At 66.3% G+C, this 26,776-nt stretch carries 24 protein-coding genes and 1 tRNA gene; 13 read left to right on the top strand and 12 right to left on the bottom strand.

Annotation, left to right across the window (positions count from 1 at the left end; translation table 11 throughout):
• Positions 1 to 16 precede the first annotated feature (16 nt).
• The 7 genes from ACV095_RS17075 to tmk form a co-directional block, all read right to left on the bottom strand.
• On the bottom strand, positions 17 to 958 hold the full coding sequence (locus ACV095_RS17075; protein ID WP_478222336.1) for a polysaccharide deacetylase family protein: 942 nt from the start codon (positions 956 to 958) through the stop codon (positions 17 to 19).
• The gene (locus ACV095_RS17070; RefSeq protein WP_186447769.1) at positions 955 to 1,101 is read right to left on the bottom strand and encodes a hypothetical protein; all 147 of its coding nucleotides are present in this window, start codon (positions 1,099 to 1,101) and stop codon (positions 955 to 957) included. Before ACV095_RS17070 ends, ACV095_RS17075 begins: the two co-directional genes overlap by 4 nt.
• Before the next feature lie 280 nt (positions 1,102 to 1,381).
• Positions 1,382 to 3,358 carry an APC family permease gene (locus ACV095_RS17065; protein ID WP_478222335.1) on the bottom strand — a complete coding sequence of 659 codons (1,977 nt, stop codon included), beginning with the start codon at positions 3,356 to 3,358 and terminating at the stop codon, positions 1,382 to 1,384.
• A gap of 494 nt (positions 3,359 to 3,852) precedes the next feature.
• A tRNA-Thr gene (locus ACV095_RS17060) sits at positions 3,853 to 3,925 on the bottom strand.
• A 105-nt stretch (positions 3,926 to 4,030) separates the two neighbouring features.
• Complete coding sequence (locus ACV095_RS17055; protein WP_478222334.1) at positions 4,031 to 5,596, bottom strand: alpha/beta hydrolase; 1,566 nt, start codon at positions 5,594 to 5,596, stop codon at positions 4,031 to 4,033.
• Positions 5,593 to 6,756, bottom strand: coding sequence for a DNA polymerase III subunit delta' (locus ACV095_RS17050; protein WP_056389228.1), 1,164 nt, complete (start codon positions 6,754 to 6,756; stop codon positions 5,593 to 5,595). The genes ACV095_RS17055 and ACV095_RS17050 overlap by 4 nt, the downstream gene beginning before the upstream one ends.
• A complete protein-coding gene (gene tmk, locus ACV095_RS17045; protein WP_018771198.1) occupies positions 6,753 to 7,427 on the bottom strand; it encodes a dTMP kinase in 675 nt (224 codons plus the stop codon). Before tmk ends, ACV095_RS17050 begins: the two co-directional genes overlap by 4 nt.
• A 135-nt stretch (positions 7,428 to 7,562) precedes the next feature.
• On the opposite strand from tmk, the gene ACV095_RS17040 reads away from it, so the two are divergent.
• Positions 7,563 to 8,753 carry a trans-sulfuration enzyme family protein gene (locus ACV095_RS17040; protein ID WP_144600290.1) on the top strand — a complete coding sequence of 397 codons (1,191 nt, stop codon included), beginning with the start codon at positions 7,563 to 7,565 and terminating at the stop codon, positions 8,751 to 8,753.
• 9 nt (positions 8,754 to 8,762) lie between these two features.
• Positions 8,763 to 9,116 carry a DUF2516 family protein gene (locus tag ACV095_RS17035; protein WP_026266062.1) on the top strand — a complete coding sequence of 118 codons (354 nt, stop codon included), beginning with the start codon at positions 8,763 to 8,765 and terminating at the stop codon, positions 9,114 to 9,116.
• On the opposite strand, the gene ACV095_RS17030 is transcribed toward ACV095_RS17035, so the two are convergent.
• Positions 9,101 to 9,955: a class I SAM-dependent methyltransferase gene (locus ACV095_RS17030; protein ID WP_056389223.1), complete on the bottom strand. Its 855-nt coding sequence runs from the start codon at positions 9,953 to 9,955 to the stop codon at positions 9,101 to 9,103. The genes ACV095_RS17035 and ACV095_RS17030 overlap by 16 nt on opposite strands.
• Positions 9,956 to 10,054: 99 nt before the next feature.
• Between ACV095_RS17030 and ACV095_RS17025 the strand changes: the two genes are divergently transcribed.
• On the top strand, positions 10,055 to 10,801 hold the full coding sequence (locus tag ACV095_RS17025) for a phosphoglyceromutase (RefSeq protein WP_018771194.1): 747 nt from the start codon (positions 10,055 to 10,057) through the stop codon (positions 10,799 to 10,801).
• Positions 10,802 to 10,876: 75 nt separating this feature from the next.
• On the opposite strand, the gene phoU is transcribed toward ACV095_RS17025, so the two are convergent.
• Entirely contained in the window at positions 10,877 to 11,539 is a 663-nt protein-coding gene (phoU, locus tag ACV095_RS17020; protein WP_018771193.1) for a phosphate signaling complex protein PhoU, read from the bottom strand.
• A gap of 205 nt (positions 11,540 to 11,744) precedes the next feature.
• On the opposite strand from phoU, the gene ACV095_RS17015 reads away from it, so the two are divergent.
• Positions 11,745 to 12,977, top strand: coding sequence for a sensor histidine kinase (locus ACV095_RS17015; protein WP_478223470.1), 1,233 nt, complete (start codon positions 11,745 to 11,747; stop codon positions 12,975 to 12,977).
• Positions 12,974 to 13,654 (top strand): response regulator transcription factor, encoded by a 681-nt coding sequence (locus ACV095_RS17010; protein ID WP_026266060.1) that lies wholly within the window; start codon positions 12,974 to 12,976, stop codon positions 13,652 to 13,654. The genes ACV095_RS17015 and ACV095_RS17010 overlap by 4 nt, the downstream gene beginning before the upstream one ends.
• Before the next feature lie 89 nt (positions 13,655 to 13,743).
• On the opposite strand, the gene ACV095_RS17005 is transcribed toward ACV095_RS17010, so the two are convergent.
• Positions 13,744 to 14,343, bottom strand: a complete 600-nt coding sequence (locus ACV095_RS17005; RefSeq protein ID WP_056389217.1) for a hypothetical protein — start codon at positions 14,341 to 14,343, stop codon at positions 13,744 to 13,746.
• 272 nt (positions 14,344 to 14,615) lie between these two features.
• On the opposite strand from ACV095_RS17005, the gene ACV095_RS17000 reads away from it, so the two are divergent.
• From ACV095_RS17000 to ACV095_RS16965, 8 genes are all read left to right on the top strand, one after another.
• The gene (locus ACV095_RS17000) at positions 14,616 to 15,098 is read left to right on the top strand and encodes a CarD family transcriptional regulator (RefSeq protein ID WP_011690592.1); all 483 of its coding nucleotides are present in this window, start codon (positions 14,616 to 14,618) and stop codon (positions 15,096 to 15,098) included.
• A gap of 108 nt (positions 15,099 to 15,206) precedes the next feature.
• Complete coding sequence (gene ispD, locus ACV095_RS16995) at positions 15,207 to 15,989, top strand: 2-C-methyl-D-erythritol 4-phosphate cytidylyltransferase (RefSeq protein ID WP_056389214.1); 783 nt, start codon at positions 15,207 to 15,209, stop codon at positions 15,987 to 15,989.
• Between the two features lie 8 nt (positions 15,990 to 15,997).
• The gene (gene ispF, locus ACV095_RS16990; RefSeq protein ID WP_018771188.1) at positions 15,998 to 16,498 is read left to right on the top strand and encodes a 2-C-methyl-D-erythritol 2,4-cyclodiphosphate synthase; all 501 of its coding nucleotides are present in this window, start codon (positions 15,998 to 16,000) and stop codon (positions 16,496 to 16,498) included.
• A gap of 9 nt (positions 16,499 to 16,507) precedes the next feature.
• Entirely contained in the window at positions 16,508 to 17,965 is a 1,458-nt protein-coding gene (gene cysS / locus ACV095_RS16985) for a cysteine--tRNA ligase (RefSeq protein ID WP_478222333.1), read from the top strand.
• Positions 17,966 to 18,070: 105 nt separating this feature from the next.
• On the top strand, positions 18,071 to 19,060 hold the full coding sequence (rlmB, locus tag ACV095_RS16980) for a 23S rRNA (guanosine(2251)-2'-O)-methyltransferase RlmB (protein ID WP_018771186.1): 990 nt from the start codon (positions 18,071 to 18,073) through the stop codon (positions 19,058 to 19,060).
• A 90-nt stretch (positions 19,061 to 19,150) separates the two neighbouring features.
• On the top strand, positions 19,151 to 21,256 hold the full coding sequence (glgX, locus tag ACV095_RS16975; protein WP_134165807.1) for a glycogen debranching protein GlgX: 2,106 nt from the start codon (positions 19,151 to 19,153) through the stop codon (positions 21,254 to 21,256).
• A gap of 5 nt (positions 21,257 to 21,261) precedes the next feature.
• Positions 21,262 to 21,750, top strand: coding sequence for a guanyl-specific ribonuclease (locus ACV095_RS16970; protein ID WP_478222332.1), 489 nt, complete (start codon positions 21,262 to 21,264; stop codon positions 21,748 to 21,750).
• A gap of 7 nt (positions 21,751 to 21,757) precedes the next feature.
• A complete protein-coding gene (locus tag ACV095_RS16965; RefSeq protein ID WP_018771183.1) occupies positions 21,758 to 22,114 on the top strand; it encodes a barstar family protein in 357 nt (118 codons plus the stop codon).
• A 54-nt stretch (positions 22,115 to 22,168) separates the two neighbouring features.
• On the opposite strand, the gene ACV095_RS16960 is transcribed toward ACV095_RS16965, so the two are convergent.
• Complete coding sequence (locus ACV095_RS16960) at positions 22,169 to 23,956, bottom strand: thiamine pyrophosphate-requiring protein (protein WP_478222331.1); 1,788 nt, start codon at positions 23,954 to 23,956, stop codon at positions 22,169 to 22,171.
• Positions 23,957 to 24,019: 63 nt separating this feature from the next.
• A complete protein-coding gene (gene glgP / locus ACV095_RS16955) occupies positions 24,020 to 26,638 on the bottom strand; it encodes an alpha-glucan family phosphorylase (RefSeq protein ID WP_478222330.1) in 2,619 nt (872 codons plus the stop codon).
• Positions 26,639 to 26,776 lie beyond the last annotated feature (138 nt).

Raw genomic sequence — 26,776 nt, 5'->3', positions numbered from 1 at the left:
AGCTGCGGAGGCATGCTCAGGGCAGATGGGTGAAGGAGATTCCTGCTGCCAGCAGCTTGTCCACCGCCTGCTTCACGCCTTCCGCCGTTCCGCCGTTGGGGTGGTTTCCATGGCAGATGACCACATCTCCGGCCCGGGCCTTTCCCACTTCTTTGGCGACGACGGCGGCGGGATAGGTGGCGCCGCCGTCGCCATTGATGCTGAAGCCTGCCGGCTTCACGCCCAAGGTATTCAGGATGTCCACGGCGATGTCATCGATGTACGCGGTGCCCGGGCGGAAGTACCGGGGACGCTTGCCGGTGATGCCGGCCAGGACGCCGTCGTTGGGTATGACCTCGTCATAGACTTCCCCCGCGTTCCTGGTGCCCGGGATGCCGTAGGCCGTGTTGCCGGCGGTGGACAACGGCTTATGGGACGTCCCGTGGTTGGCGATCTCAAAGAGCGGATCCGCTGCCAGCTGACGGGCCGTGGCCGGGTTGGCTGTGATCCACCGCGAATTCAGGAACAGCGTTGCCGGGACGTGCCGTTGGCGCAGGGTATCAATCAGCACCTGATCGTAACCGCTGCCGCCGGGACCGCCGCAAAAGTCGAAGGTGAGGGCGATGCCCTGTGATCCGGGCGGCAGCCGCGTTAGGACGCCGGGTGCCTCCAGACCCCAGTAGTGGGCCTGGCGCTTCGCATAGGTTTCGATGATCTGTGCCCGGGCGGGCACGGTGCCTGCAGGCGTCCTGGATGCCGGCCCGTCGCCGTCGGAGCCGGTATGCGACAGCGGCGCGGAGCCGTCCGCCGGACCGTTGGCGGTGTCCGCGGACGTGTCCTGTGCCGCGGAAGGGTGCCCTGGTTGCGGCTGCAGGTCGGGCACGGCGGCCGACAACGTCAGCACGGCTGCCAGGAGGATGGTCCTGCGGGCGGGTCCTTTCCCGTCCTGGTTCATGTGCCGGGGTGCGTGCTGGTTCACCCCTGGGATCCCCCCAACGCCGCGAAGTGGGCGCTTGTCCTGCCCCGCCGGGCCGGGCCTCCGGGGGTGTACGGCAGGAGGTGGCCGAAGCTGCTTGCATGTGCCGCGGCGCGCGGAACAGCAGCCTGGAAGCGGGTGGTCATGTGGGGAGGATACCTTGGCTTTCTTGCCGTTCCCTGAACCTCGCACTGCACCCGGGGTGGCGGGCGTAATAAAGTGCGGATCCGGGCCTGGCGGTGGCAGCTCGGCGTCCCGGTTCGGGGCAGGCCGTTCCTAAGTTCCCTTCCCTGGGCGGCCCGGACAGGAGCGGTTGTCAGGGCGGCCCTGAAGGTAGCTGACCAGGTTCGGCGGCCGGCAGGGGACGCCGGAGCGCCCCCTTCACGTTCTACTGCCGACACCTGCTTGACGTCCGCGCCGCGCTCGTCAGCCGACGTGAATGCCTGGCCTTGCCGCCTGGTCGGGTTCAATCTCGCGGAGGATCTCCCGCACCAGCGGCGGGGTGTCACCCTGCCCGAGGAAAAGATAACGCATCAGGTGCGCCACCGGGCTTCCCTCGGACCACTCGAAATAGCACTGCGGTTTCGCGCCGGTGGAGTTCCGCATCGCCAGCAGGACCGCCGCGATGGCATTTGGCACGGCCGGGGATTTCACCCTAAGCACCCGGTAGCCCTCGACTTCAAGACCTTCGACCCGGAGCGTGTGCGTGAAGTCCGACGGGTCGGAGATCTCGACCTCGAGAAAGATAACGTCGGCTGGGCCCGGAACCGGGTTCAGCCCCCGCTGTTCGTACTCCTTCTCGGCGTACTCAGCCTTGTCACCGCTTTGCTTCTTGTTGGCGATGATGTGCAGCTCGCCGTCGAAGGCAATCGAGTCTGTGATGAACTGGCGGGCGGCCTCATCGAATTCAATGGTGTCCACGCGCAGTTCGGTGGAGCGGGTGACCCGCGAGATGAGCGAGACCGCGATGATCCCGGCGATGAAGAACGCCGAGATGACGATCCCGTCCGGTTTTTCGAGGACGTTGTCGCCCAGGGCGTACAGCAGGATCAGGGTCAGGATGCCGAAGCCTACGGCCCCGGCCCTGCTCCGGCGCCGGATGGCCGAGACCGTGACGGCGACCGCCCCGGAGACCATCATGGCCAGGATCCCGGTGGCGTACGCGCCGGCCTGGGCGTTCACGTCGGCGCGGAACGCGATGGTGATGCCGATGCTCAGGACGGTGTAGACCAACACCACGGGGCGGACCGCGCGGGCCCATTCCGGTGCCATTCCGTAGGCGGGCAGGTACCGCGGCACGATGTTGATCAGCCCTGCCATGGCGGACGCGCCGGCGAACCAGAGGATCAGGGCGCTGGAGATGTCGTAGACGGTACCGAACCCGGCTCCGAACAGGTCGTGGGCGAGGAACGCGAGGGCGCGTCCGTTGGCCTGTCCACCCTCCTCGAATTCCTTGGCGGGGATCATGACCGTGGTGATGAAGCTCGTGGACATGAGGTAGACGCTCATGATGAGGGCGGCCGTGGTGAGCAGCTTGCGGGTGTTTTTGACCCGGGAGGCCATCGCTTCCTCGGGTGTGCGTCCCGTGGCCTTGATCAGCGGCATCATGGAGACGCCGGTTTCGAAGCCGGACAGGCCCAGGACCAGCAGCGGGAAGGCGATGATGGCAGGGCTGACCAGCCCGATCGGGCCGCCGCCGCTGGAGAACAGCCGGTCGGTCCAGCCGCTGACCAGCGACGGATCCGCGGCCAGGTGGAGGAACCCAGCCACCACAACGGCGGCATTGAGGAGCAGGTAGATGGCCACCAGGGGGATCGCCACACCTACAGCTTCGTTGAAGCCGAGCAGGAACACCCCGCCGAGGATCAGAAGCAGGATCACGGTGATGATGAGGGCGCTGCCCTTGAGGGCCTCGGGGAAGAGCGGGTTCTCGAGCAGGTGGACGGTCGCGTCAGCGCCGGAGAGGGTGATCGTGATGATCCAGGAGGTTGCGACGAAGCCCAGGAGCAGCAGGACGAAGAACTTGCCGCGCCAGAACGGCAGCAGCTTCTCCAACATTGCCACCGATCCTTGCCCGTGGGGGCTTTCCTGCGCGACCCTGCGGTACATGGGAAGCATCCCCAGCAACGTCAGGGCCACAATCAGCAACGTGGCCAGTGGGGAGAGGGCGCCGGCAGCCAGGGCGGCGATGCCGGGCAGGTAGGACAAGGTGGAGAAGTAGTCGACTCCGGTCAGGCACATGACCTTCCACCAGGCGTTGGGTTTATGGTCTTCCTTGGCCTCCGGGCCGGCGGGGGCCACCTGGTTGGCGAGCAGCCAGCGGACCAGGGGAGCCTGGTCCAGGCTTGAGTCCTGCTTCAGGGAGACCTGTGCCGGAACCGGGTGGTCAGAAGGGGGTGTCATTGAGGACTTTCTATTGATGACCAGGGTGGTCGGCGACGAGTCGAAGCGCACGAACGGGCCAATTCTAGTCCGGGTCCGTACGTGGAACTGGGGTTACGGGGCGTCCATTTGGGCATGTCCCACAGCCGCGGCGGCTGGTCCGGGACGGGTTGCGCAGTGTCGGTGACTGGCCCGCCGACCATGAGTAGATGGTCAGGTGTGGAGTTCGCGCCAAAGTCGCTGCAGCAGTTTTCGGGGAACGCCCCCGGTTCGTGCGAAGTAGGCGTAGAACGGCGCGTTGTGGTGGTTTCAGCGGCAGCTCGCTCCCGTCAATAGCCCTGGCGGACTGACGTCCAGGGCCTGCTTGGCGCACGTTCCGGGCGGCCAGCACTGTCTTTGGATCGTGGCCGGGAGGGGTTCCCATCATGTGCCCTGCCCTCAGGCAGTACTACCCGCTTAACCAGCGAAAAACCCCGGAAACCCCTGAAAACAGGGGTTGTCCGGGGTTTATCCCGAGCTTCCTATCAGAATCGAACTGATGACCTTTTCATTACGAGTGAAACGCTCTACCGACTGAGCTAAGGAAGCACCGCACCAAATCCCCCGGACGAACCGGGCGCTTCATGCAAGAGTCAACTGTAATAGAGTCCCGCCGCCCCGGTCAAAATGGCCGGCGTGACGCTGCTGCGACCCTCAGCACACCGTATTGTCGGCCGGCAGCTTGCCGCTGACCAGATAGTTGTCCACGGAATCCTCCAGGCAGCTGTTGGCCCGGCCGTACGCGGTGTGTCCTTCACCCTTCCAGGTCAGCAGGGAGGCGTTCCCCAGCTGCTTGCGCAGTGACGCTGCCCATTCAACGGGGGTTGCGGGGTCGCCGGTGGTGCCGATGACCACGATGGGGGAGTCGCCGCTGTACTCCACCGCCGCCGGCGTGCGGACGTTTTTGTACGGCCAGTCTGCGCAGATGGTTCCGCCGTAGGCAAAGAAGTAGCCCAAGGTGGGTGAATCCTGTTCCAGCCGCTTTTCCTCCGCCCGCATGCCCGCGGCGTCCGAAACCATGGGGTAGTCCAGGCAGTTGACCGCATTGAAAGCGAGCGCCGAATTGGACGTATAGGAGCCGTCGGGGGCCCGGTCGGCACCGATATCGGCAAGCCGGAGCATGAGGCTGACATCCCCGGAGACGGCGGCCTCCAGCGCTTGGGTGAGGGCCGGCCAGCTTTGGTCGTTGTAGAGCGGGGTGATCAGGCCGCTGACGAACTGGGTTGCATTGACCAGCCGCCCGTCCTTGGCCGTGCGGGGTGTCTGCCGTATGGAGTCAATGAGGTCCCGGATCTGCTGAACGCCGGAGTCGACATCACCGCCCAGGGGGCACTTGGTCTGCTTCTGGCAGCTGGCCACGTAGCTGTGGAGCGCCTTTTCGAAGGCCCGGGCCTGGCCGCTGGTCAGGTCCTCATTGCTGATTGACGGATCGAGGGCGCCATCGAGGACCATCCGGCCTACGTTGTCCGGGAAAAGCGAGGCGTAGGTGGAGCCCAGGAACGTGCCGTAGGAGTACCCCAGGTAGTTCAGCTTGGAGTCGTTCACAACCGCGCGGAGCACGTCCAGGTCCTTCGCGGCGCTGACGGTGTCGATGTGGCCCAGGACGGGGCCTGTTTGTGACGCGCACTGGGTAGCGATTGCCTTGCTGTCAGCCAGTGCCGCCGCCAGCCCGGCATCGGTTTCGTACGCGTAGATCTTGGCCCGGGCGGCGTCGCGTTCGGCGTCCGTGGCACAGGTGACCGGAGCGGAGCGCTTCACGCCACGCGGATCGAAGCCCACGAGGTCGTAGGCGTTGCGGACAGCCGCTGAAAAGTGGGTTCCGGCAGCGTCTTTGACAAAGTCGTAACCGGAGGCGCCCGGGCCGCCGGGATTGACCAGGAGGCTGCCGGTCTTCTTACCGGTGCTGGGTGCCCGGAGCGCTGCGATCTGGATGGTGTCGCCGCCGGGATTGGCGTAATCCATGGGCACGTTCACCTTGGCGCACTGGAATTCCCCTTCGCAGGGCTCCCACACGATTTGCTGCGAGTAGAACTTTTCCAGCCCTGCGGGAGCAGACGCCACGATGGAGGGGTCAGCCTTTGCCGTGGCAGCTTCCGGCGGGTTCTTGTCGCCACCAAGGAGACTGCAGGAGGCCAGGACAACGGCCACGGCCATTGCTGCGGCGGCGCGGACAGCGACCGTCAGGGACCTGCGGCTTGCGGGCAGGGGGCGGGCAGTCATCGGGTCTCCTTGGAGGGCTGTATCAGGCTGGCAGCCATGGACTCAATGGTCAGCAGCGGGGCAACGTTGGTGGTGGTGATGCGTTCACGGGCTTTGTTAATGGCGTCCATGCGGGCCAGCGTGGCTTCCGGCGTAGAGCGGGCTGCGAACTCTTCCAGCTCACTCCTCAGCTCAACGTTGACCAACTCCACGGCGTTCCCAAGCTGGATGATCAGGACGTCGCGGTAGAAGGACAATAAATCCGTCAGGGTCCGGTCCAGGGAGTCCGTGATGGATCTCTTGGCCCGCCGCTTCTGGTCGTCTTCGAGCTGTTTGAGCTGGCTGCGCATGGCCGGGGGGAGGGCGCCGGTTTCCGGTGCTCCCAGCGTCGCCAGCAGTGCGGCCTTCTCTGCTGCATCGCGTTCCTCGTTGGAGCTGTTGGCCTCCGCAGTGGCGATCTTGACCAGCTTGTCCGCCATCATGACCGCCGCTGTTACGCCGCGCAGCCCCAGCGGGAAGCGGACAGTCTCCAGGCGGCGTTCCCTTGCCGCCGGATCCCTGGCCAGCCTCCGGGCGATGCCCACATGGCTTTGGGCAGCGCGGGCGGCCTGCTCCGCAAGGGCAGGGTCCACGCCGTCGCGCCGGACCAGCAGCGCTGCCACGTCCGACGCGGGCGGCAGCCGCAGGGCAACGCTTCGGCAGCGGGACCGGATGGTCACCAGGACATCGGCCGGGGACGGCGCGCAGAGCATCCACACGGTCCGCGGCGTGGGTTCCTCGATGGCCTTGAGCAGCACGTTGGTGGTCCGCTCGGCCATGCGGTCGGCGTCCTCCACCACGATGATCCGCCACCGCCCGGACGACGGCCGGTTGCCGGCGGTTGCCACCAGTTCGCGGGCCTCGTCAATAGTGATGGTGACCTTCTCTGTGCGCACGAAGGTCACGTCCGAATGCGTTTCACCCAGGATCGTGTGGCAGGCCTGGCACTGTCCGCAGCCACGCTGGCCCACGTCCTCCTGGTCGCAGTTCAGTGCGGCCGCGAACGCCTTGGCGGCATTGGAGCGGCCGGACCCCGGCGGACCGGTGAACAGCCAGGCGTGCGTCAGGCTTTCGCCGCCGGCGGCTTGGCGCAGTTGTTCGACGACGGCGGGCTGGCCCTGGAGGTCATCCCAGACGGTCATGAGTCACCGCCGTCCGTGGCTGCTGCGGCGGCAGGAACGGCAAGGAGGGTTTCCACCCGGGCGAGGATCTGAGCGGCAAGGTCTTCCACCGGGAGGTGGGCCGGGAGGACCAGGTACGACTCCGGGCGGTCCGCAGCAAGGCTAAGGAAGGCCTCCCGGATCCGGGTATGGAACTCGTCAGCCTCGGATTCCAGGCGGTCTTCCGCTGCCTGGCCGGCAGTTCGGCGGCGGCGGCCAAGTTGGGGGTCAACGTCCAAAAGGACTGTGAGGTGGGGCTGGAGGCCCGATGTGGCCCACTCATTGAGGGAACGCACCGCGTCCAGGCCCAGGTTGCGGCCGGCACCCTGGTAGGCCACCGAGGAGTCGATGTACCGGTCCGTCAGGACGATTTCACCGCGGCCAAGAGCCGGGCGGATTACCTGGGTGGCGTGCGCGGCCCGGGAAGCCGCAAATATGAGGGCCTCGGTGTGCGCGTCGATGTCGCCATTGCCGTGGTCCAGCACAAGCGACCGCAGCTTCTCGCCAACCGGGGTGCCGCCGGGCTCCCGGGTGCGCAGCACGGTGTAGCCCAGGGACTCCAATGCTGCCGCAAGCCGGCCGGCCTGGGTGGACTTGCCTGCACCATCGCCACCCTCGAACGCGATGAATACGCCGGCCCTCTGTTTGTTCACTTCTCAAGCCTACCGAGGGGTACCGACTTTTCCCGATCCGTAGCTACCTCGAAGGCGGCAGTCCGGTGAACGGCAGCCGTCCACAAAACGACACCGCTTTCCGGCGGATCCGGCAGGAACAGTACGCTTTTCACCATGAGTCTTTCCGAGCACCAGGCCGCTTCCCTTTCACCCGAGACCGTGGTGGTGGCGGCCGGGCGTCCGCCGCGGGAAAGGGACCAGCCGGTCAATCCTCCCATCACGCTTTCCTCCACCTACTTCGGTACCGGTCCGCTGGGCGACGGCGACCGGGGTTATGGCCGCTATTCCAACCCCACCTGGGATCCCTTTGAGGAGGCCCTCGGCCAGCTTGAAGGAGCTGCCCTTCCCGGACTGCTCTACGCGTCGGGGCTGGCGGCGGTCAGTTCCGCGCTGTCCCTGATCCCTGCCGGCGGCGTGCTGGTCATGCCCAACCACAGCTACTCCGGCTCCCTGGTGATGGCGACGGAACTTGCCCAAAAAGGATTCATCGAACTCCGGACAGTGGACATTGCCGACACGGACGCCGTCAAGGATGCCCTGGCACCGCAAGGCCCGTCGGCGAAAACCGCGGCCATGCTGTGGCTGGAAAGCCCCACCAACCCCATGCTCGGAATAGCGGACATGCCGGCCGTCGCTGAGGCCGCCCATGCAGCCGGGGCAATCGTCGTCACTGACAACACCTTTTCCACGCCACTGGTGCAGCAGCCCCTGCAGCTCGGATCCGACGTCGTCCTCCACTCGGTGACCAAGTACCTCGCCGGGCACTCCGACGTCGTCCTTGGCGCCCTGGTTACTTCCAATCCGGACATCCGGTCGTCGCTGCTCCACCACCGCATCATCCACGGCGCCATCGCGGGTCCCTTCGAAGCGTGGCTCGCACTGCGGGGTCTGCGGACCCTCGCGCTGCGCGTGGAACGGTCGCAGGAGTCGGCAATGATCCTGGCGGAACGCCTCGCCGCCCACCCCGCCATTGATTCCATCCGGTTCCCCGGGCTCGATTCCGACCCCGGCCATGCCCGCGCCAAGGAACAAATGCAGGGCTTTGGCTCCATTATCTGTGTCCAGGTGGCACCCACGGCGGGCCTGGGCGGCGCCGACGCCGCGGACAAGCTGGTGCAGGCGTTGGAGCTTTGGCTGCCGGCCACCTCCCTGGGCGGGGTCGAATCCCTGATCGAACGGCGGCGCCGGCACTCGGCGGAACCCGCCAGCGTCCCCGAAAACCTGGTTCGGCTGAGCGTCGGGGTGGAAAATGTTGAGGACCTGTGGGCTGACCTGAAGCAGGCGCTGGACACGCTGGAGGGCTAGGCTGGGCTTGTGGACGGTCGAATAATTATCGCGTACGTAGAGCAGGCAGTGTTCTTTATCCTTGGCCTGGTGGCCCTGGGGCTTGAACTGTGGGCGTTCGTGGACTGTGCCAGGCACCGGGCCAACGCCTTCGAAGCCACGGGCAAGCGGACCAAGACGTTCTGGCTTGCCCTCACCGGCGGTGCGTTGCTGGTGGGCATCATTTCGCTGTTCGGCGCCGGTGGCGGCATTATCAGCACCCTTGGCCTCTTCGGGCTCGCCGCCGTGGTGGCAGCCTCCGTCTACCTGGCCGACGTCCGTCCCGCAGTGAAGGACGCAGGCCGCGGCGGCAGCCGCAACATGGGCCCCTACGGCCCCTGGTAACCAGGTTCCACGGCCGCCCAGTCCACCGTCAGCTCGCCCAGCCGCCACCTGGCCGGCCCGTCCTGCACCGGCCACCCGGCCTCGCGCAGGCCCCGGCACATGCCGACCCAGCGCTGCCTGTTGCCGAACGAGGCGAGCGGCGCGCTCCCAAGCCATGCGCGGTCCATCGCCTGCATGAAGGCATGAACAGGTTCGCCAGGGACGTTGCGGTGGATCAAGGCCTTGGGAAGCCGCTCGGCCACGTCCGAAGGCAGGTCGAAGCTCCCGAAACGGACCGAGATGCTCAGCGACAGCGGACGGACCCGGTCGAGGGTCACCCACGCCACGCGCCGCCCGATCTCGTCGCACGTGCCGTCCACGAATATGCCGCCCGGCGACAACCTGCCCTGCACCAGCTGCCAGATGCCCCGGACATCAGCTTCCTCGTACTGCCGCAGGACATTGAAGGCGCGGACCAGGACAGGATGGCCGGGAACGGGCAGCTCGAAGCCGCCCAGGTGGAAGGTCAGCCCGGGCCGCTGCAGCGGAAGCGCAGCGCGGACGCGCTCCGGTTCGATCTCGATCCCGCAGACCCGCACGTCCGGCCGGACAGCGGCGAGCCTTTCATGGAGTTCGACGGCGGTGGCTGGTGTTGCGCCGTAGCCCAGGTCAATGACGAGCGGGTCAGCCGCCGACCGCAGGCGCCAGGCCTGAGGTCCGGCCAGCCAGCGGTCCACCCGGCGCATCCGGTTGGGGTTGGTGGTGCCGCGGGTGACGTTGCCCACCGGACGGCCCTGCCGGGCGGCGGATGTCCTGCCGGATAGTTGCGGGGAGTTCACCCGTTCAGCCTTTTGAACCACCGCACAACCCTATCCCTGGCCCTGGGGGAAGCGGGCCCCACCGCGGCCTGGCTTGTAACGCTGGGCGGGCGGCAACACTGCTCGGCTAGGATGAAAATCATGACTTACAAGCTGATTCTGCTGCGCCACGGCCACAGCGAATGGAACGCAAAGAACCTGTTCACCGGCTGGGTGGACGTTGACCTGAACGACCAGGGCCGCGCGGAAGCAGCGCGCGGCGGTGAGCTGCTGGTGGAGAACAACATCCTTCCGGACGTGCTCTACACCTCCCTGCTGAAGCGGGCCATCAACACCGCGAACATCGCCCTGGACAAGGCCGACCGCGGCTGGATTCCGGTCAAGCGCGACTGGCGCCTGAACGAACGCCACTACGGCGCGCTGCAGGGCAAGGACAAGGCGCAGACCCTCGCCGAATACGGCGAAGAGCAGTTCATGGAATGGCGCCGTTCCTACGACACCCCGCCGCCGCCCCTCGACGACAACTCCGAGTTCTCCCAGGCGCACGACCCCCGTTACGCGGGACTCGGCGATGCCCTGCCGCGCACCGAGTGCCTCAAGGATGTCCTGGTGCGGCTCCTGCCCTACTGGGAATCGGACATCAAGGAGGACCTCAAGGCAGGCAAGACGGTCCTGGTGACCGCGCACGGCAACTCGCTGCGTGCCCTGGTCAAGCACCTCGACGGCATCAGCGACGAAGCCATCGCCGGCCTGAACATCCCCACCGGCATCCCGCTGGTGTACGAACTGGACGAGGACTTCAAGCCGGTCAAGCCCGGCGGAACGTACCTGGACCCCGAAGCTGCCGAAGAAGCCATCCTGGCAGTGGCAAACCAGGGCAAGAAATAGGACATTAAACCCGTACGACGGCGGGCCGGTCACCTCAGGTGACCGGCGCGCCGTCGTCCTCCGGCAGCTTGGGTGTCAGCTGTGTTCTGTCCCGGTGGGCTGCCATGCGCCCGTGACCAGGTAGGTCACCTTCTGGGCGACGGAGACGCCGTGGTCGGCGAAGCGCTCGAAGTAGCGGCTGGCGAGGGCCACGTCCACGGTGGTGGCGGGGGACTCGTGCCACTCAGGCGCGGCGATGGCCTTGAAGACGCTCAGGTGCAGGTCATTGATCGCCGTGTTGGCCTTGAGGATGTCCCTGGCCACCTCGAGGTCGCGGCTTTCAAGCAGGACGGTCAGCTTGTCGGCGATCTCCTGGTCGAGCTCGGCCATCCGGTTGAAGGTCTCCGTCATGGACTCCGGAATCACCGTGGAGGGGTAGCGGAGGCGGGCCAGCTGGGCGATGTGGCGGGCCAGGTCACCCATCCGCTCGAGGGACGCGCTCATCCGCAGGGAACCGACGATCATGCGCAGGTCGCTGGCGACAGGACCCTGCAGTGCCAGAATGTCGATGGCCCGCTCATCGAGGCTGTTCTGCAGGAAATCGATGCGCGCGTCCGCGGCGATGACATCCTGCGCGAGGTCCACGTCCGCTACCTGGAACGAGGTAGTGGCCTTGTTGATCGCTTCGCTGACCAGTCGGGAGATCTCCACCAGCTGGTCACCGACCTGGGTGAGCTCTTCCTGAAAAACCTTACGCACGTAGGCGTCCTTTCCTTGGAACTCCCGCCGGCCGCTGCGGGGCAGCAGGAATCGTGTCGCCATTAGGCGCTCTGACCACCAACTCTGTCATCGCCCGGTAAACGATTATGCCCACACAGATGAACGTTAGTTGAACCGTTGGCCGGATAGGCCGGAAGTCGGCAGGAGGCTTAGGGCAAGAGCATAAAGTGGAGCTGTGGATCCTATGCTCATTGGTCTGGTTGCCGGCCTTATTGGCCTGGCGCTTGGCACGTTCGGCGTGCTTGCCTACCGGGTCAGCGAGAAGCAGCGCGAGCTGCTGGACATCGACGCCGGGGAGCTGGCACTGCCGCCCGGCGCAGCGGAGGTGCTCGCCGTCGTCGGACGCGCTTTTGTGGTGCTGGACGACGTGGACGGCGTGGTCCGGGCCAGCCCCGCAGCGTACGCGTACGGCCTGGTCCGCGGGCACACCGTGGTCCACAGGGAACTCCTGGACATGACCGCGGGAGTCCGGCGGGACGGCGTCATCCTGGAAAAGCAGCTCGAACTCCCGAGGGGGCCGCTGGGCAAGGGAGCCATCATCGTCCAGGTGCGGGCGGCCATGCTGGGTGAGGAATACATCCTGCTCCTCGCCGATGACCGGACGGAGATCACGCGCACCGAAGAGATCCGCAACGACTTCGTCGCCAACGTATCCCACGAACTGAAAACCCCCGTGGGTGCCATTTCGCTGCTGGCCGAGGCGCTCGAATCCTCCGCCGACGATCCTGACGCTGTCCGCCGCTTCGCCAAGCGCATGCACAAGGAATCCGCCCGCCTGGCCGCCCTGGTCCAGGACATCATCGAACTTTCCCGTCTGCAGGGCGCCAGCGTGACCCAGCAGGGCGGCCCGGTGGACATCAACGCCGTCATCGCCGAGGCCGTGGACCGGTCGCAGCTTCCCGCGGAAAGCAAGAACATCAGCATCGTGGTGGGCGGCCGCACCGAGGGCAAGGTCTTCGGTGACCAGGACCTGCTGGTGACGGCGCTGCGAAACCTTATCGACAACGCCATCCGCTATTCACCCGACAACACCCGGGTGGGGATCGGTGTACGTTCCAGGGAAGGCGTAGTCTCGATTTCCGTGACGGATCAGGGCGAGGGGCTGACCCCTGAGGACCAGGAACGCGTGTTCGAACGCTTCTACCGGGTGGACGCCGCCCGTTCCCGCCAGACGGGCGGTACCGGCCTGGGCCTGAGCATCGTGAAGCACGTGGCGTCCAACCACGGCGGCGAAGTGACCCTCTGGTCCCAGCCCGGGCAAGGGTCCACCTTCACCCTCCGGCTGCCCGAAATGGAAGGCCAGGACGGCGAGGACGCGCCGGCCGGGCCGGAAGCACCGGCACAGGCGCCGGAAAAACTCAGTCTTACCCACCTACCCCGCGCCGCCGGCGCAACAGATCGAGGAGCCAGCGCTTGAGCAGGATTTTGATTGTCGAGGACGAGGAGTCGTTCAGCGATCCGTTGTCCTATTTGCTGGGCAAAGAAGGGTTCGAGGTGGAGGTGGTGGACAACGGCCTTGATGCCATCACCGAATTCGACCGCAACGGCGCCGACCTGGTGTTGCTTGACCTGCAGCTCCCGGGTCTCTCCGGCACTGAAGTGTGCCGGCAGCTCCGCCAGCGCTCAAGCGTCCCCGTCATCATGCTGACCGCCAAGGACTCGGAAATCGACAAGGTGGTGGGCCTGGAACTCGGTGCTGACGATTACGTCACCAAGCCCTACTCCTCCCGTGAACTGGTGGCCCGCGTCCGGGCGGTATTGCGGCGCCAGGGGGAGCCTGAGGAGCTGATTTCCTCAACCGTCCAGGCCGGTCCGGTCCGCATGGACATCGAACGGCACGTGGTGAGCGTGGATGGCCAGCAGGTCCTGCTTCCCTTGAAGGAGTTCGAGCTCCTGGAGATGCTGCTGCGCAACTCGGGCAGGGTGCTGACCCGCGGCCAGCTCATCGACCGCGTCTGGGGCTCCGACTACGTGGGCGATACCAAGACCCTTGACGTCCACGTGAAGCGCCTCCGCGGCAAGATCGAACCCGATCCGTCCGCTCCCCGCTACCTGGTGACCGTCCGCGGCCTTGGGTACAAATTCGAGCCGTAGGCCGTAACGGGACTCCGTCAGCAGGCATAACAAAAGGGAGGAGCCAGTGGGCTCCTCCCTTTCGTTGTGTCCGGGGTTCCGGCGCCTGCTTAGCGGCTCGTAGCGGTCGCGGTGGCAGTAGCCGGGGCGGAGGCGCTCGAAGTGGCGCTGGTGGTTGCGCCGGCAGAGGGGGTGGCGGATGAAGAAGCGGACGACGAGGACGTTGCCGAAGCGCTCGGCGTAGGTACGTAGTCCTTGTACTCCTCCAGCGTGGCGTCCAGGACGGGAACCTTGACGGTGTTGCTGACGTTGGTGCCGTTCTCGCTGATCTTGACGTCCACCAGGGAGCCGGGCTGGCCACCAGTGGTGCTCAGGATGGCTTCGTCGGACTTCTCGTTGAGGAGCGTGTACGAGTTGGCCTTCACCGGTACCTCGGTCTGCGAGCCCTTGGCGCCGTTGACCGTGAGCTTCACGTCCTTGGAAGAGGAGTTGTAAACGGCGCCGATCAGGCGGCCGGGCTTGTCCTCGCCGGTGGAAACAATCAGGATGTTCCGCAACTGCAGGGGACCGAGGTCCGCGCGGATGCCGTCCGAGGCGGAGTACTGATGGCTGGTCTGCTGGGGCGTGATGTAACCGCAGCCCGCGGTCAGCAGGCTGGCGCCAAGGGCAGCAGCCGTCAGTGCCAGTTTGCCGCGCTGGGCCCGGTTCATCGCAGTGGAACGCACGTCACGTACTCCTCGAGAAATTTGAAGTCTTTTTCAGCCCATAGCCTATCCGCAATGAGGGGCAAACGAGGATTCGGCGGTGTCACATCCACTGTGGGAGCGCTCACCTGATGCACTAATCCTCCCATCCGTCAAGGGGGTGAAGGGGGTTGATTGGGCCCATTTTCCGCGTATTTTCGCGGTTGGAGGCCCTTTCTCCGGCCGGTCATATGCCTGAATCGTGATAAACTGGTCTGCGGGAAAGGGGAAATGTCCACATGGTATTTGAGGTCGGCGAGACAGTAGTTTACCCTCACCACGGTGCTGCGAAGATTGAAGAAATCAAGATGCGCACCATCAAGGGCGAAGAGAAGATGTATCTCAAGCTCAAGGTGGCTCAGGGTGATCTGACCATTGAAGTTCCAGCAGAGAACGTTGACCTTGTTGGGGTCCGGGACGTAGTGGGCAAGGAAGGCCTGGAGCACGTGTTTGATGTGCTCCGCGCCGAGTTCACCGAGGAACCCACCAACTGGTCACGCAGGTACAAGGCAAATCTGGAGAAGCTTGCTTCCGGTGACGTCATCAAGGTGGCAGAGGTCGTTCGCGACCTGTGGCGCCGGGATCACGACCGGGGCCTTTCCGCAGGCGAGAAGCGTATGCTGGCCAAAGCCCGTCAGATTCTGATTTCAGAACTGGCGCTGGCTGAAAAGACCGACGAGGAGAAGGCTGCAAGCGTTCTCGACGAGGTCCTGGCTTCCTAAGAATTTAGCCCCGGCGGCACGCAAGTGCCGCCGGGGCTTCTTTTTTTGGCATCACCCGCCGGTGTCCAAGCCGCCTGACCGCAGTGGCGGCGTCGTAGGCTAGTCCGCATGAGTGAATCACCCACGCGCCTGGTCACGGCCGTCATCCTCGTGGCCGCCGGTTCCGGGCAGCGCCTCGGCTACGGCATGCCCAAGGCCGCTGTTCCGCTCGGCGGCGAGCCCATCCTGATACATGCCCTGCGGGGCATTGTCGCGTCAGGAGTGGCCAGCCAGGTGTGCGTGGCGCTGCCTGCCGGTGACCAGGGCCTGCGGGAGTTGTGTGACGACTTCCGTGGCGAGCTTGCCGATGGTGGTCCACTCCTGACGATTGTCGACGGCGGAGCCACCCGGGCCGACTCCGTCCGCGCAGGCATCTCGGCACTGATGGACGGCATCGAGGCGGTCCTGGTCCACGACGCCGCCCGCGCGCTCACGCCCGAATCCGTTTTCCACCGCGTCTCCGATGCCCTTGCCGCCGGCGCTGCCGCCGTCATTCCGGCGCTGCCCGTGGTAGACACCGTCAAAACGGTGGCCGCCACTACCGGGGAGGACGCGGCCTTTGCACCCGAAGTTGTCACGGGGACAGCCCGCCGCCAGGAGCTCCGGGCCGTGCAGACGCCCCAGGGTTTCCGGATCGGCGCGCTGCTGCAGGCGCACCAGGCCGCACAGTCCCTGGACCAGCAGCAGTCCGCGGCCGTCACCGACGACGCCATGCTGGTGGAGATGCTCGGCACCCCCGTCCATGCCGTCCGCGGATCAACGCAGTCCCTCAAGATCACAACGCCCCTTGACCTGATCTTCGCGGAAGGGCTCCTGGAAGGCCCGCTCGGCGCCCGGTGGGTGGAAGGATGAGCGCGGAGATGGTTCTGCCGCGCACCGGGGTGGGGATCGACGTCCATGCCTACGCGCCGGAAGACTCGCCCCGGCCCCTCTGGCTCGGTGGACTCCTATGGCCCGGCGAACGGGGCCTCGCCGGGCACTCAGATGGTGACGCCGTCGCCCATGCGGCCGCGGACGCCCTGTTCTCGGCCGCCGGTATCGGCGACCTTGGCACCCACTTCGGTACCGACCGCCCGGAGTTCGCCGGCGCATCCGGCGCCACCCTCCTGGCCGAAGCCGCCCGGATTGTCCGGGCAGCCGGGTTCGAAATTGGCAACGTTGCGGTGCAGTTCGTGGCCAACCGGCCCAAGTTCGGGCCGCGCAGGGAAGAATCCCAAAAGGTCCTCAGCGAAGCCGCAGGCGCCTCTGTGGGCGTCACGGCAACCACCAGCGACGGCCTGGGATTCACCGGACGCGGGGAAGGCATTTCGGCGGTGGCCACCGCGCTGGTGTACCCCCAGCAGCCCCAGCCCATCAGCTAGTCTGGAGCGGTGACCCTGCGCTTCTATGACACCGCCTCCGCCGAAGTCCGGAACTTCGTCCCCATCGTCGACGGCAAGGTCAGCCTCTACTACTGCGGCGCCACCGTCCAGGGCATGCCGCACGTGGGGCACATCCGCTCCGCCATCGCCTTTGACCAGCTCACCCGCTGGCTTGAGTACCGGGGCCTGCGCGTCACGGTCGTCCGCAACGTGACGGACATCGACGACAAGATCCTGGCCAAGTCCGAGGCTTCGTTCGCGCCGGACTTCAGCCCGGAGGTGGGCGAAGTGCCTCAGGAGGAATGGTGGGCGCTGGCGTACCGCTACGAGCAGGAATTCCTGAAGGCCTACGACACCCTTGGCGTCTCCCGGCCCACGTACGAACCCCGGGCCACCGGACACATCCCCGAGATGCATGCCCTGATCCAGCAGCTCATTGACCGCGGCCATGCCTATCCTGCCCTGGATGATTCAGGGGACGTGTACTTCGACGTCCGTTCGTGGGACACATACGGCGCACTGACCCGGCAGAACATCGATGACATGCAGGCAGCGCCCGACGCCGACCCCCGCGGCAAGAAGGACCCCCGCGACTTTGCGCTGTGGAAGGGCTCCAAAGAAGGGGAGCCGGCCACCGCCAGCTGGGCTTCGCCTTGGGGGGCAGGACGGCCCGGCTGGCACCTTGAGTGCTCGGCCATGGTCACCAAGTACCTGGGTACCGCATTCGATATCCATGGCGGCGGCCTGGACCTGCGCTTCCCGCACCACGAAAACGAGATGGCGCAGTCACAGGCGGCCGGACACCCGTTCGCCAACTTCTGGATGCACAACGGCATGGTGACCTACCAGGGCGAAAAGATGTCCAAGTCCATCGGCAACACCATCAGCCCCGCGGAGATGCTGGAACTCGCGTCGCCGCGGGTGGTGCGCTACTACCTCGGCCAGGCGCACTACCGCTCCATCCTGGACTACCGGCCCACCTCCCTGCAGGAGGCCGCGGCCGCCGTCGAACGCATTGACGGCTTCATCAGCCGGGCCGTGCGTGCACTTTCCTCTGACGGAACCTACACCCTTGCCGCGGACGGGCTTGTTCCCGAGGCGTTCGAACGCGCCATGGATGACGACCTGAACGTCCCCCAGGCGCTGGCAGTACTCCATGACACCGTCCGCTCCGGAAACACCGCCCTCACTGAGGACCGGCTGGAGGACGCCCGGCAGGCGCTGCACCATGTCCACGACATGCTCGGGGTCCTGGGGCTGAACGCAGTCGAAGGCTCCGCTGCCGCGGCAACCCGGGAGGCCGAGGCCCTTGGCGTGCTGGTCGAAGCGCAGCTTGCCGCCCGCGCGGCTGCCCGGGCCCAAAAGGACTGGGCCGCCTCCGACGCCATCCGGGACACGCTCAACCAGGCCGGCGTCGTGGTGGAAGACGGCCCGGACGGCGCCACGTGGAGCCTCAAGCGGGACTGATCCCTACCCGCCCCAGGGGACGGATCGCTTGCCGGCGCCGCCGATTTTTCTTCGGTCAGTAGACTGGTAGGCAGATTCAGTCAACACAATCAAGGGTGGAACATCATGGCCAACAATGGTCGCCGATCGGTTAAAGCGAAGAAGGGCCCAACCATCGGAACCGGTGGCCATGGCCGCAAGGCCCTCGAGGGCAAGGGCCCCACGCCCAAGGCCGAGGACCGTCCGTACCACAAGGCACACAAAGCCAAGCAGCTGGCCGAGCGCTCCGCTGCCAAGCGCGGAACCGGTGCCCGCAGTGCCGGTGCCGCCAAGTCCGGACCCAAGGGCCGTGCCACCGAGGAAGTGGTGACCGGACGCAATTCGGTCGTAGAAGCGCTCCGCGCCGGCATCCCTGCCAAAGCACTGCACGTTGCCATCCGCATCGAGATGGACGACCGCGTCAAGGAATCCCTGAAGCTCGCCGCCGAACGCGGCATCCCGCTGATGGAAACCGGCAAGGCGGAACTGGACCGGATGACGGACGACGCCGTCCACCAGGGCCTGGTGCTGCAGATCCCGCCTTACGATTACCAGGACGCCTACGAACTGGCCGAGGAAACTGTGGAGAAGTGGAAGAAGGGGCACGTCGCCAACGCGCCGCTCTTCGTTGCACTGGACGGCATCACGGACCCCCGGAACCTGGGTGCCATTATCCGCTCCGTCTCCGCCTTCAGCGGCCACGGCGTGATCGTGCCCGAGCGCCGCTCGGTGGGCGTCACCGCCTCGGCCTGGAAAACCAGCGCCGGCGCGGCGGTCCGCGTGCCCGTGGCCCGCGCCTCCAACCTGAACAACGCCCTGAAGCAGTTCAAGAACATGGGCATCTTCGTCCTGGGGCTCGACGGCGACGGCGACGTTTCGCTGCCTGACCTCACCCTGGCCAAAGAACCGGTGTGCATCGTTGTGGGCTCCGAGGGCAAGGGCCTGAGCCGCCTGGTCCGTGAGAACTGCGACCAGATCGTCTCCATCCCCATCGATTCCGCCATGGAGTCACTCAACGCGTCGATGGCCGTGGGCATCTCGCTGTACGAGGTCTCCCGCCAACGCGCGGCGGGGTAAGTACTTCCAGCCCGGTATCCCGGGATGGTTACCCGGCGCCGCTGTGGCGTACGGGCAGGTCAGGTGCCGCTGGCGGCTACTATTTAGGTGATGGTCATGCCGCTCTTCGACACTGCTTCCGCCATGGATGCCTCCTCGGCTGTTCCCCTCGGTGTCAGCGTTCCGCGCGCTGATTCCGGCGGTACCCGCCACCACGCCGGCGCGCGCGCCAACGTCGCCTGCCTTGCCCCCGGGGTGTCCAGCCTGGACATCGTGTACTGCCCTCCGGGCGGCCAGTGGCGGGTCCAGACGCTGCCCAACGTTACGCGCGGCGTCCATCACGGCATTGTCGAGGACCTGCCCTACGGATCGCACTACGGCTTCTGTCCCACGCCGGACCGCCAAACCCTGCCCTCCGGGCTTCCTGCAGGCAATGGGAACGGTTCCGGCAGCCAGCCCCTGCTCCTGGACCCCTATGGCCGGGGAGTGGACCAGCGCGACGGCGTCCTCACCAGCGTCCGGACCGCAACCGACTTCGACTGGGGGTCGGACGAACGCCTGCGCCTTCCCTGGCGCAACACGATCGTGTACGAAGCCCACGTCCGTGGCCAGAGCATGCTCCATCCCGACGTGCCGGAAGAGCTGAGGGGCACCTATGCCGGCCTGGCCCACCCTGCCGTGGTGGAGCACCTGACCAGCCTGGGCGTTACCTCCGTCCAGCTCCTGCCGGTGCACTTCCACGTCGATGAGCCGCACCTGCAGGACCTGGGACTGACCAACTACTGGGGGTACAACACCGCTGCGTTCTTCGCCTTGCACCCCGGGTACGCCACCCGGGCCGCCCGGGAGGAAGGCCCGCAGGCTGTCCAGGATGAGTTCAAGGCCATGGTCAAGGCACTCCACGAGGCCGGGCTGGAGGTCATCCTCGACGTCGTCTATAACCACACCGCCGAGGCCGGCCCGGGCGGACCGGTCCTGAGCTTCCGCGGACTGGGGGAGGACACCTACTACCGCGTGGACGGTCACGGCAGGTACATCGACACGACGGGCTGCGGCAACACGCTGAACTTCGCGGACCAGCGCGTGGTCCAGCTGGTGACCGATTCCCTCCGGTACTGGGTGGACGAATACCACATTGACGGATTTCGGTTCGACCTGGCCGTCACGCTCTGCCGGGACGCCGCGAACGAATTCGACCCCGAACATCCCTTCCTCACCGCTGTCGCCGCCGACCCCGTGCTGTCCGAGGTCAAGCTGATTGCCGAGCCCTGGGACATTGGCTACGGAGGCTGGCAGACAGGCCGCTTCCCGCCCGGATGGGTGGACTGGAACGACCACTTCCGGGACGCCGTCCGTACCTTTTGGCTGGCAGACCGTGCCGCCATCGACACTGGCGGGCACGGCGGGACCATGGCCAAACTCGCCGACGCCCTGTCCGGTTCCGCCAGCCTCTTCCAAGCGTCCGGCCGGTCACGCCTGGCATCGGTCAACTTCGTCACCGCCCACGACGGCTTCACCATGAACGACCTCGTGTCCTACGACCGCAAGCACAACGAGGCCAACGGCGAAGAGAACAGGGACGGGCACGGGGACAACCGCAGCTACAACCACGGCGTGGAGGGCCCCACCGAGAACGGTGTGATCCTCGCACGGCGGGCGCAGTCGCGGCGGAACCTGATGGCATCACTGATGGTTTCGCTGGGGGTTCCCATGATCACCGCCGGGGACGAACTCGCCCGGACGCAGCAGGGGAACAACAACGCCTATTGCCAGGACAATGCCATCACCTGGCTTGACTGGACCATGACGCCGGAAGCGCACGAAATGCTGCGCAGCACCAAACGGTACATCCGCCTGCGCAAGGAGTTCCTGGCTGCCCAGCCGCATGATTTCCCGGTGCGGGACGAGCAGTCCTACCTCTACTGGTTCGACCAGCACGGCCAGCCCATGTCCGCTGAACGCTGGAACGATCCGCACCACCGCGTCATGCAGCTCCTGCTGGGTGACGACGGCGGCGAACTGGCCGGCCTAGTGGTAGTGAACGGCAGTGCCTCGGACGTCACGGTCACCCTGCCGGACGCCGGGAGGAAGAATCCAAGCCTGTTCGAGCTTCGGCTGACCACCTCGCCCCGCCACAAGCAGCGGCAAGGCATCCAGGTGGCTTCGGGGGAAACCGACCTGGCCGAGGCCAACTCCATCAGCATCTACCGCACGTAGCTCACATGCGGAACCGCTCCATCCTCCCCCTGCTCCTGGCCGTGCTGGTAGTGCTGGCCATCGTGGCGTTCGGCGGCGCCGGGCTGCTGGGCCGGCAGACGGAAGGCACGACGCCGGAAACTGCTTCCAGCCGCACCCCCACACCGGGCGGAGCGGCAACGTCCCCGGCAGCGAAGCAGTCCCCGCCGCAGCGGGGCGCGAACCCGTCCAGCCTGCCGGAGATCAGGGAGTCCGCCCTTCCCCTGGAGGGCCGCCGGGTGCTGGGGCTGATCCGGGCGGGCGGTCCGTTCCATTACAGCCAGGACCAGCAGGTGTTCGGCAACTTCGAGCGGGTCCTGCCGGTCCGGAACCGTGGCTATTACCGCGAGTACACCGTCCCCACCCCGGGCGAACCGGACCGGGGCGCGCGGCGCATCGTGGCCGGTGACGGCGGGGAGAAGTATTACACCAGTGACCACTACGCAACGTTCAAGTACATAGCGGAAGGCAGCTAGCGCAACCATGAGAATCTTCTCCGGCGACACCTGGACCCTGGAAGAGCTGCAGGAACAGGTGGCGGATGCCGGCCGGCGCAGCGTGGTGGTCCCACCCGCGGACAGCAAACGCGCCGTCCTGGAAACCTTCGGTGAGGTCCTGGATTTTCCCGAACACTATGGCGTGAACCTGGACGCGCTGAACGACTCGCTCCACGACTTCGCGGACAGCATCACCGACAACGGCAACCCACCCGTCACGGTCCTGTGGCAAGTGGCTGCCCCGTTCCGCAGCGACAGGTCGTTCGGGATCATCTGCGAAATCCTGCAGGACGCCGAACGGTACGCGGGCAATGACCTTGCCGTCACCGCCGTCATGCTCTGACCCGGCTCCCGTCCTGAAAGTCCCGTTCCTCCCCAAGGGACCGGGAACACGCGGCTAGCCCTCCGGTCGCTCCTCGTGCGCGGCATAGGTGTCCAGCAGCGCCGAGGCCCGGTCGCCGTCGTCCTCCGCTGACAGCCCTTTCCGCATGCTCTCCGCCTTCTGGCGCCCGGCCGGGAACGGCGGAAGCAACGGGACCTCGGGGTCGGTCAGTACCTCGATCACCACGGGGCAGTCCGCGGCGAAGGCCTGGTCCCAGGCGTCTGCGATTTGCTCCGGGTCCTCCACCCGGATGCCCCTCAAACCCAGCAGTTCCGCGTAGCCGGCGAACGGAAAATCGGGAAGCTCCTGGCTTGCGGCAAACCTCGGCTCGGCCTCCGACTCACGCTGCTCCCACGTGACCTCGGTAAGTTCCCGGTTGTTGAAGACGCACACCACGAACCGTGGGTCCTGCCACTGGCGCCACCTGTGCGCCACCGTGACCAGTTCGGCCACGCCCAGCATCTGCATGGCACCGTCCCCGGCCAGGGCCACGAGCGGGCGGTCCGGATGCGCCAGCTTGGCGGCAATCCCGTAAGGGATGGCGCAGCCCATGCTGGCCAGCGTCCCGGACAGGTGCGCCGGGACGTTCAGGGGCAGCACCAGTTGACGGGCATACCAGTAAACACAACTTCCGACGTCGACACTCAGCTGGGCGTTCTCCGGCAGCCTGCCGTTAAGCTCACGCACCACACGTTCAGGATTAATGGGGCTCGCCGCAACTGCAGCCCGGTCTGCCGAGAGGATGCGCCACCGGCTGACGGCCTCCTCCACATCTGAACGCCATTGGGTGCGTGGGCGGTGTTCCAGCCGTTGGTTCAAGGCTTCCAGGGCGGACGCGGCGTCTCCCGCCAGGCCCACCTCCACGGGGTAGCGGTTGCCGATCTTCTTCTCGTCAATGTCGATCTGCACGGCGCGCGCGGCCCCGGGCGGCGGGTAGAACTCGGTCCAGGGGTCGTTGGAACCCACTATGAGGAGGGCGTCGCAATTGCCCAGAAGGTGGGCACTGGCCGTGGTGCCCAGATGCCCCATGGTTCCCACCGCGAAGGGCAGGTTCTCATCCACGTAGGGCTTGCCCAGGAGGCTGGTGGCGATGCCGGCCCCAAGCTTTTCCGCCACGGCAACCACTTCCTTGCCGGCGTGCCTGGCACCCTGGCCCACCAGGAGGGCCACCCTCTCTGCGGAATTGAGGAGGGCAGCTGCGGCGGCCAGGTCTTCCCCGCGGGGGCTCTTGGCCGCAGCACTCCAGGAGGGGGCTGTGACAACGATGCCGTGCTGCTGTTCCAGCTCCGGGGCAGGCGCGGACTGCACGTCATGCGGGATGATGACCACGCAGGGGGAGGAGGTTGCCTTCGCCGTCCGGAAGGCACGGTCCAGCACCATGGGCACCTGCTCGGGCGCGCTCACCAGCTGCACGAACTGGGAGGCGACGTCCTTGAACAAGGCGTTGAGGTCGATTTCCTGCATGTAGGCCGAACCCAGCACGGTGCGGCTCTGCTGCCCCACGATGGCCACCACCGGCACGCCGTCCAGCTTCGCGTCGTACAGCCCGTTGAGCAGATGGACGGCGCCGGGGCCTTGGGTGGAGGTCACCACGCCCACTCCGCCCGTGTACTTGGCATGGCCCACGGCCATGAAGGCCGCCGACTCCTCATGCCGGGCCTGGACGAACTCAACCCGTCCATCGGTGCGGCGCAGGGCACCCATGAATCCGTTGATGCCGTCCCCGCTGTAACCGAAGACCCGCCCCACACCCCACGTGGTGAGGCGCTCCACGATCACATCCGCTACCGTACGTTCGGTCATTGCGCCCTCCTGCGTCGGGTTGGTCCCTGCCTGCCCAGGAGCCGTACCCATCGGAGCGGCGGGCTAAGCGTTGACGATCAGCCCCAGCTCCGCCTTGGAGGCCAGTGCTTCATGCCGGGGCAGTACGCGGACGGTGTATCCGAACGGTCCGGAGCGGTCGATCACCAGCGAACCGCTGAACAGGTGCCGTCCGTTGCCCAGGTCCTCCTTCACCTGCAGCTCCATCATGGTGATGTCTGCCAGGGCGTCGTTCTCTTCGGCCCGGCCATAAGCCACTTCCACGCAGACATCCTCGGGGGTGAGGGCATTCAGCGCTATGTAGGCGTTGACCTGCAGTGTGTCACCGATCTGCGGATCCTCGGACACACCCACGGAATCCACGTGCTCCACGTGCACCTGGGGCCAGGCCCCGCGGACCTTGGCCGACCACGACGCCAGGGCACGGGCCTGGGCATAGGAGTTGGCGGTGGCGCTGCGGCCGGCTTCGGCGGCGGGGCGGTACAGGATGTTCACGTAGTCGCGGAGCATGCGCTCCGCGGAAACGGCCGGACCCAGGTGGGACAGGGTGTGCTTGATCATGGACACCCAGTGCGTGGGGACCTTCTCGCTCCTGGTAGTCGAAGGCCCGGCAGCTCCTGCCCCCTCGGATACCGTGCTCCCGTAGAAGCGCGGTGCCACCTGTGTTTCAAGCAGCTCGTACAGCGCCGCCGCCTCGATGTCGTCGCGTTCCTCGGGGGAGGCATCGTTGTTGGCGGTGGGAATCGCCCAGCCGTTCTCGCCGTCGTACATCTCATCCCACCAGCCGTCCAGGACGGACAGGTTCAGCGAGCCGTTCAGCGCCGCCTTCATGCCGGAGGTCCCGCAGGCCTCCAGCGGCCGCAGCGGGTTGTTCAGCCAGACGTCACAGCCCGGGAACAAGGTCCTGGCCATGGCGATGTCGTAGTTGGGCAGGAACGCGATGCGGTGCCGCACCTCGGGATCGTCCGTGAAGCGCACCAGGTCCTGGATCATTTTCTTCCCGGCATCATCGGCAGGGTGCGACTTTCCAGCGATGACCAGCTGGATGGGGTGCTCCTTGTGCAGCAGCAGCGCCTTGAGCCGGGCAGGTTCGCGCAGCATCAGGGTGAGCCGCTTGTAAGTGGGCACCCGGCGGGCAAAACCGATGGTCAGCACATCCGGGTCCAGGACGCTGTCCGTCCAGCCCAGCTCGGCGTCGGCCGCGCCGCGCTTCTTCCAGGCAGCGCGCAGCCTGCGGCGGACGTCCTCCACCAGCGCAGCCCGCATCTCCCGGCGGAGCGCCCAGACATCTGCGTCGCTGACGTTGTAGGCCAGGTCCCATTTGCCCAGCGCTTCCGCCTCGCTGCCGAACTGGTCGCGGGCCAGTTTGGAGATGCGGCTGTCCACCCAAGTGGGCACGTGCACGCCGTTGGTAACCGAGGTGATGGGCACCTCGGAGTGGTCGAAGCCGGGCCACAGGGCGGAGAACATGCCGCGGGACACTTCGCCGTGCAGTTTGGCCACGCCGTTGGCGCGCTGGGCAAGGCGCAGGCCCATCACCGCCATGTTGAAGACGGACGGGTTGCCGTCCGCATAGTTTTCCCTGCCCAGTTCCAGGATCCGGTCCAGCGGCACCGCGGGAGCCAGGCCGGCCTGGAAGAAGTGGCTGATCTGGTTGATTTCGAACCTGTCAATGCCTGCCGGGACGGGCGTGTGCGTTGTGAACACCGTGGAGGCCCGCCCCGCGGCCAGTGCTTCGTCGAAGCTCAGGGCCTGTTCCCCGGACATCAGCTCCTGGATGCGTTCGATCCCAAGGAACCCGGCGTGCCCTTCATTGGTGTGGAACACCTCCGGTGCGGCGCAGCCTGTCAGCTTCTGGAAAGCGCGCAGGGCCTTGACGCCGCCCATACCGAGCAGGAGTTCCTGCTGCAGCCGGTGGTCGCCGCCGCCCCCGTACAGCCGGTCCGTGATGCTGCGGGCGGCATCGTCGATGCCCGGCACGTTGGAGTCCAGCAGGAGCAGGGGAACGCGTCCGACGTCGGCACGCCAGATGTGTGCCAGCAGCCGCCTTCCGTTGGGGAGGGGGAGTGAGATCTGCAGGGCCTTGCCGTTGCCGTCGGGGGACGGCTCGCGGAGCAAGGTCAGGGGCAGCCCGTCCGGATCCAGGACCGGGTAGGTCTCCTGCTGCCAGGCATCGCGCGAGAGTGATTGCTTGAAATAACCCGCCTGGTACAGCAGGCCCACCCCGATCAGGGGAACACCCAGGTCCGAGGCAGCCTTCAAGTGGTCACCGGCCAGGATGCCCAGGCCGCCCGAATACTGGGGGAGGACCTCGGTAATGCCGAACTCGGGGGAGAAGTAGGCGATGGAGGCGGGGGCGTCCGGGCCCAGGCCCTGGTACCAGCGGGGTTCCTCAAGGTACCGGTCGAGGTCCTCTTCGGCAGCCCGCACCCGGTCCACCACTGACTGGTCCGTGGCGAGCCGCTGGAATTCCTCGCGGCTGACCATTCCCAGGAAGCCGATGGGATCCTGCCCGCTTTCCTCCCAGAGGCGCGGGTTCAGTGCCGCGAAAAGCTCCCGCGTGGGCCGGTGCCAGGACCACCGCAAGTTGCTGGCCAGCCTGGCCAGGGGCCGGATGGGCTCGGGGAGGACTGTACGGACCGTAAACCTGCGGATTGCCTTCACCTGCGTCACACTAATCGACAACATGCGCGGCTGGAACCAGCTTTCGGTTTCTTTTGGGTAAATGACAGGGGCGTGAAGAAATTGGGCCGCGGCGCGAGGAATTTTAGTGAGCACGCTTAGCAATCCTGGCCATTTCTC

The sequence above is a fragment of the Arthrobacter sp. JDC6 genome (genome assembly GCF_056484025.1).
This window is presented reverse-complemented; position numbering and strand designations above follow the sequence as displayed.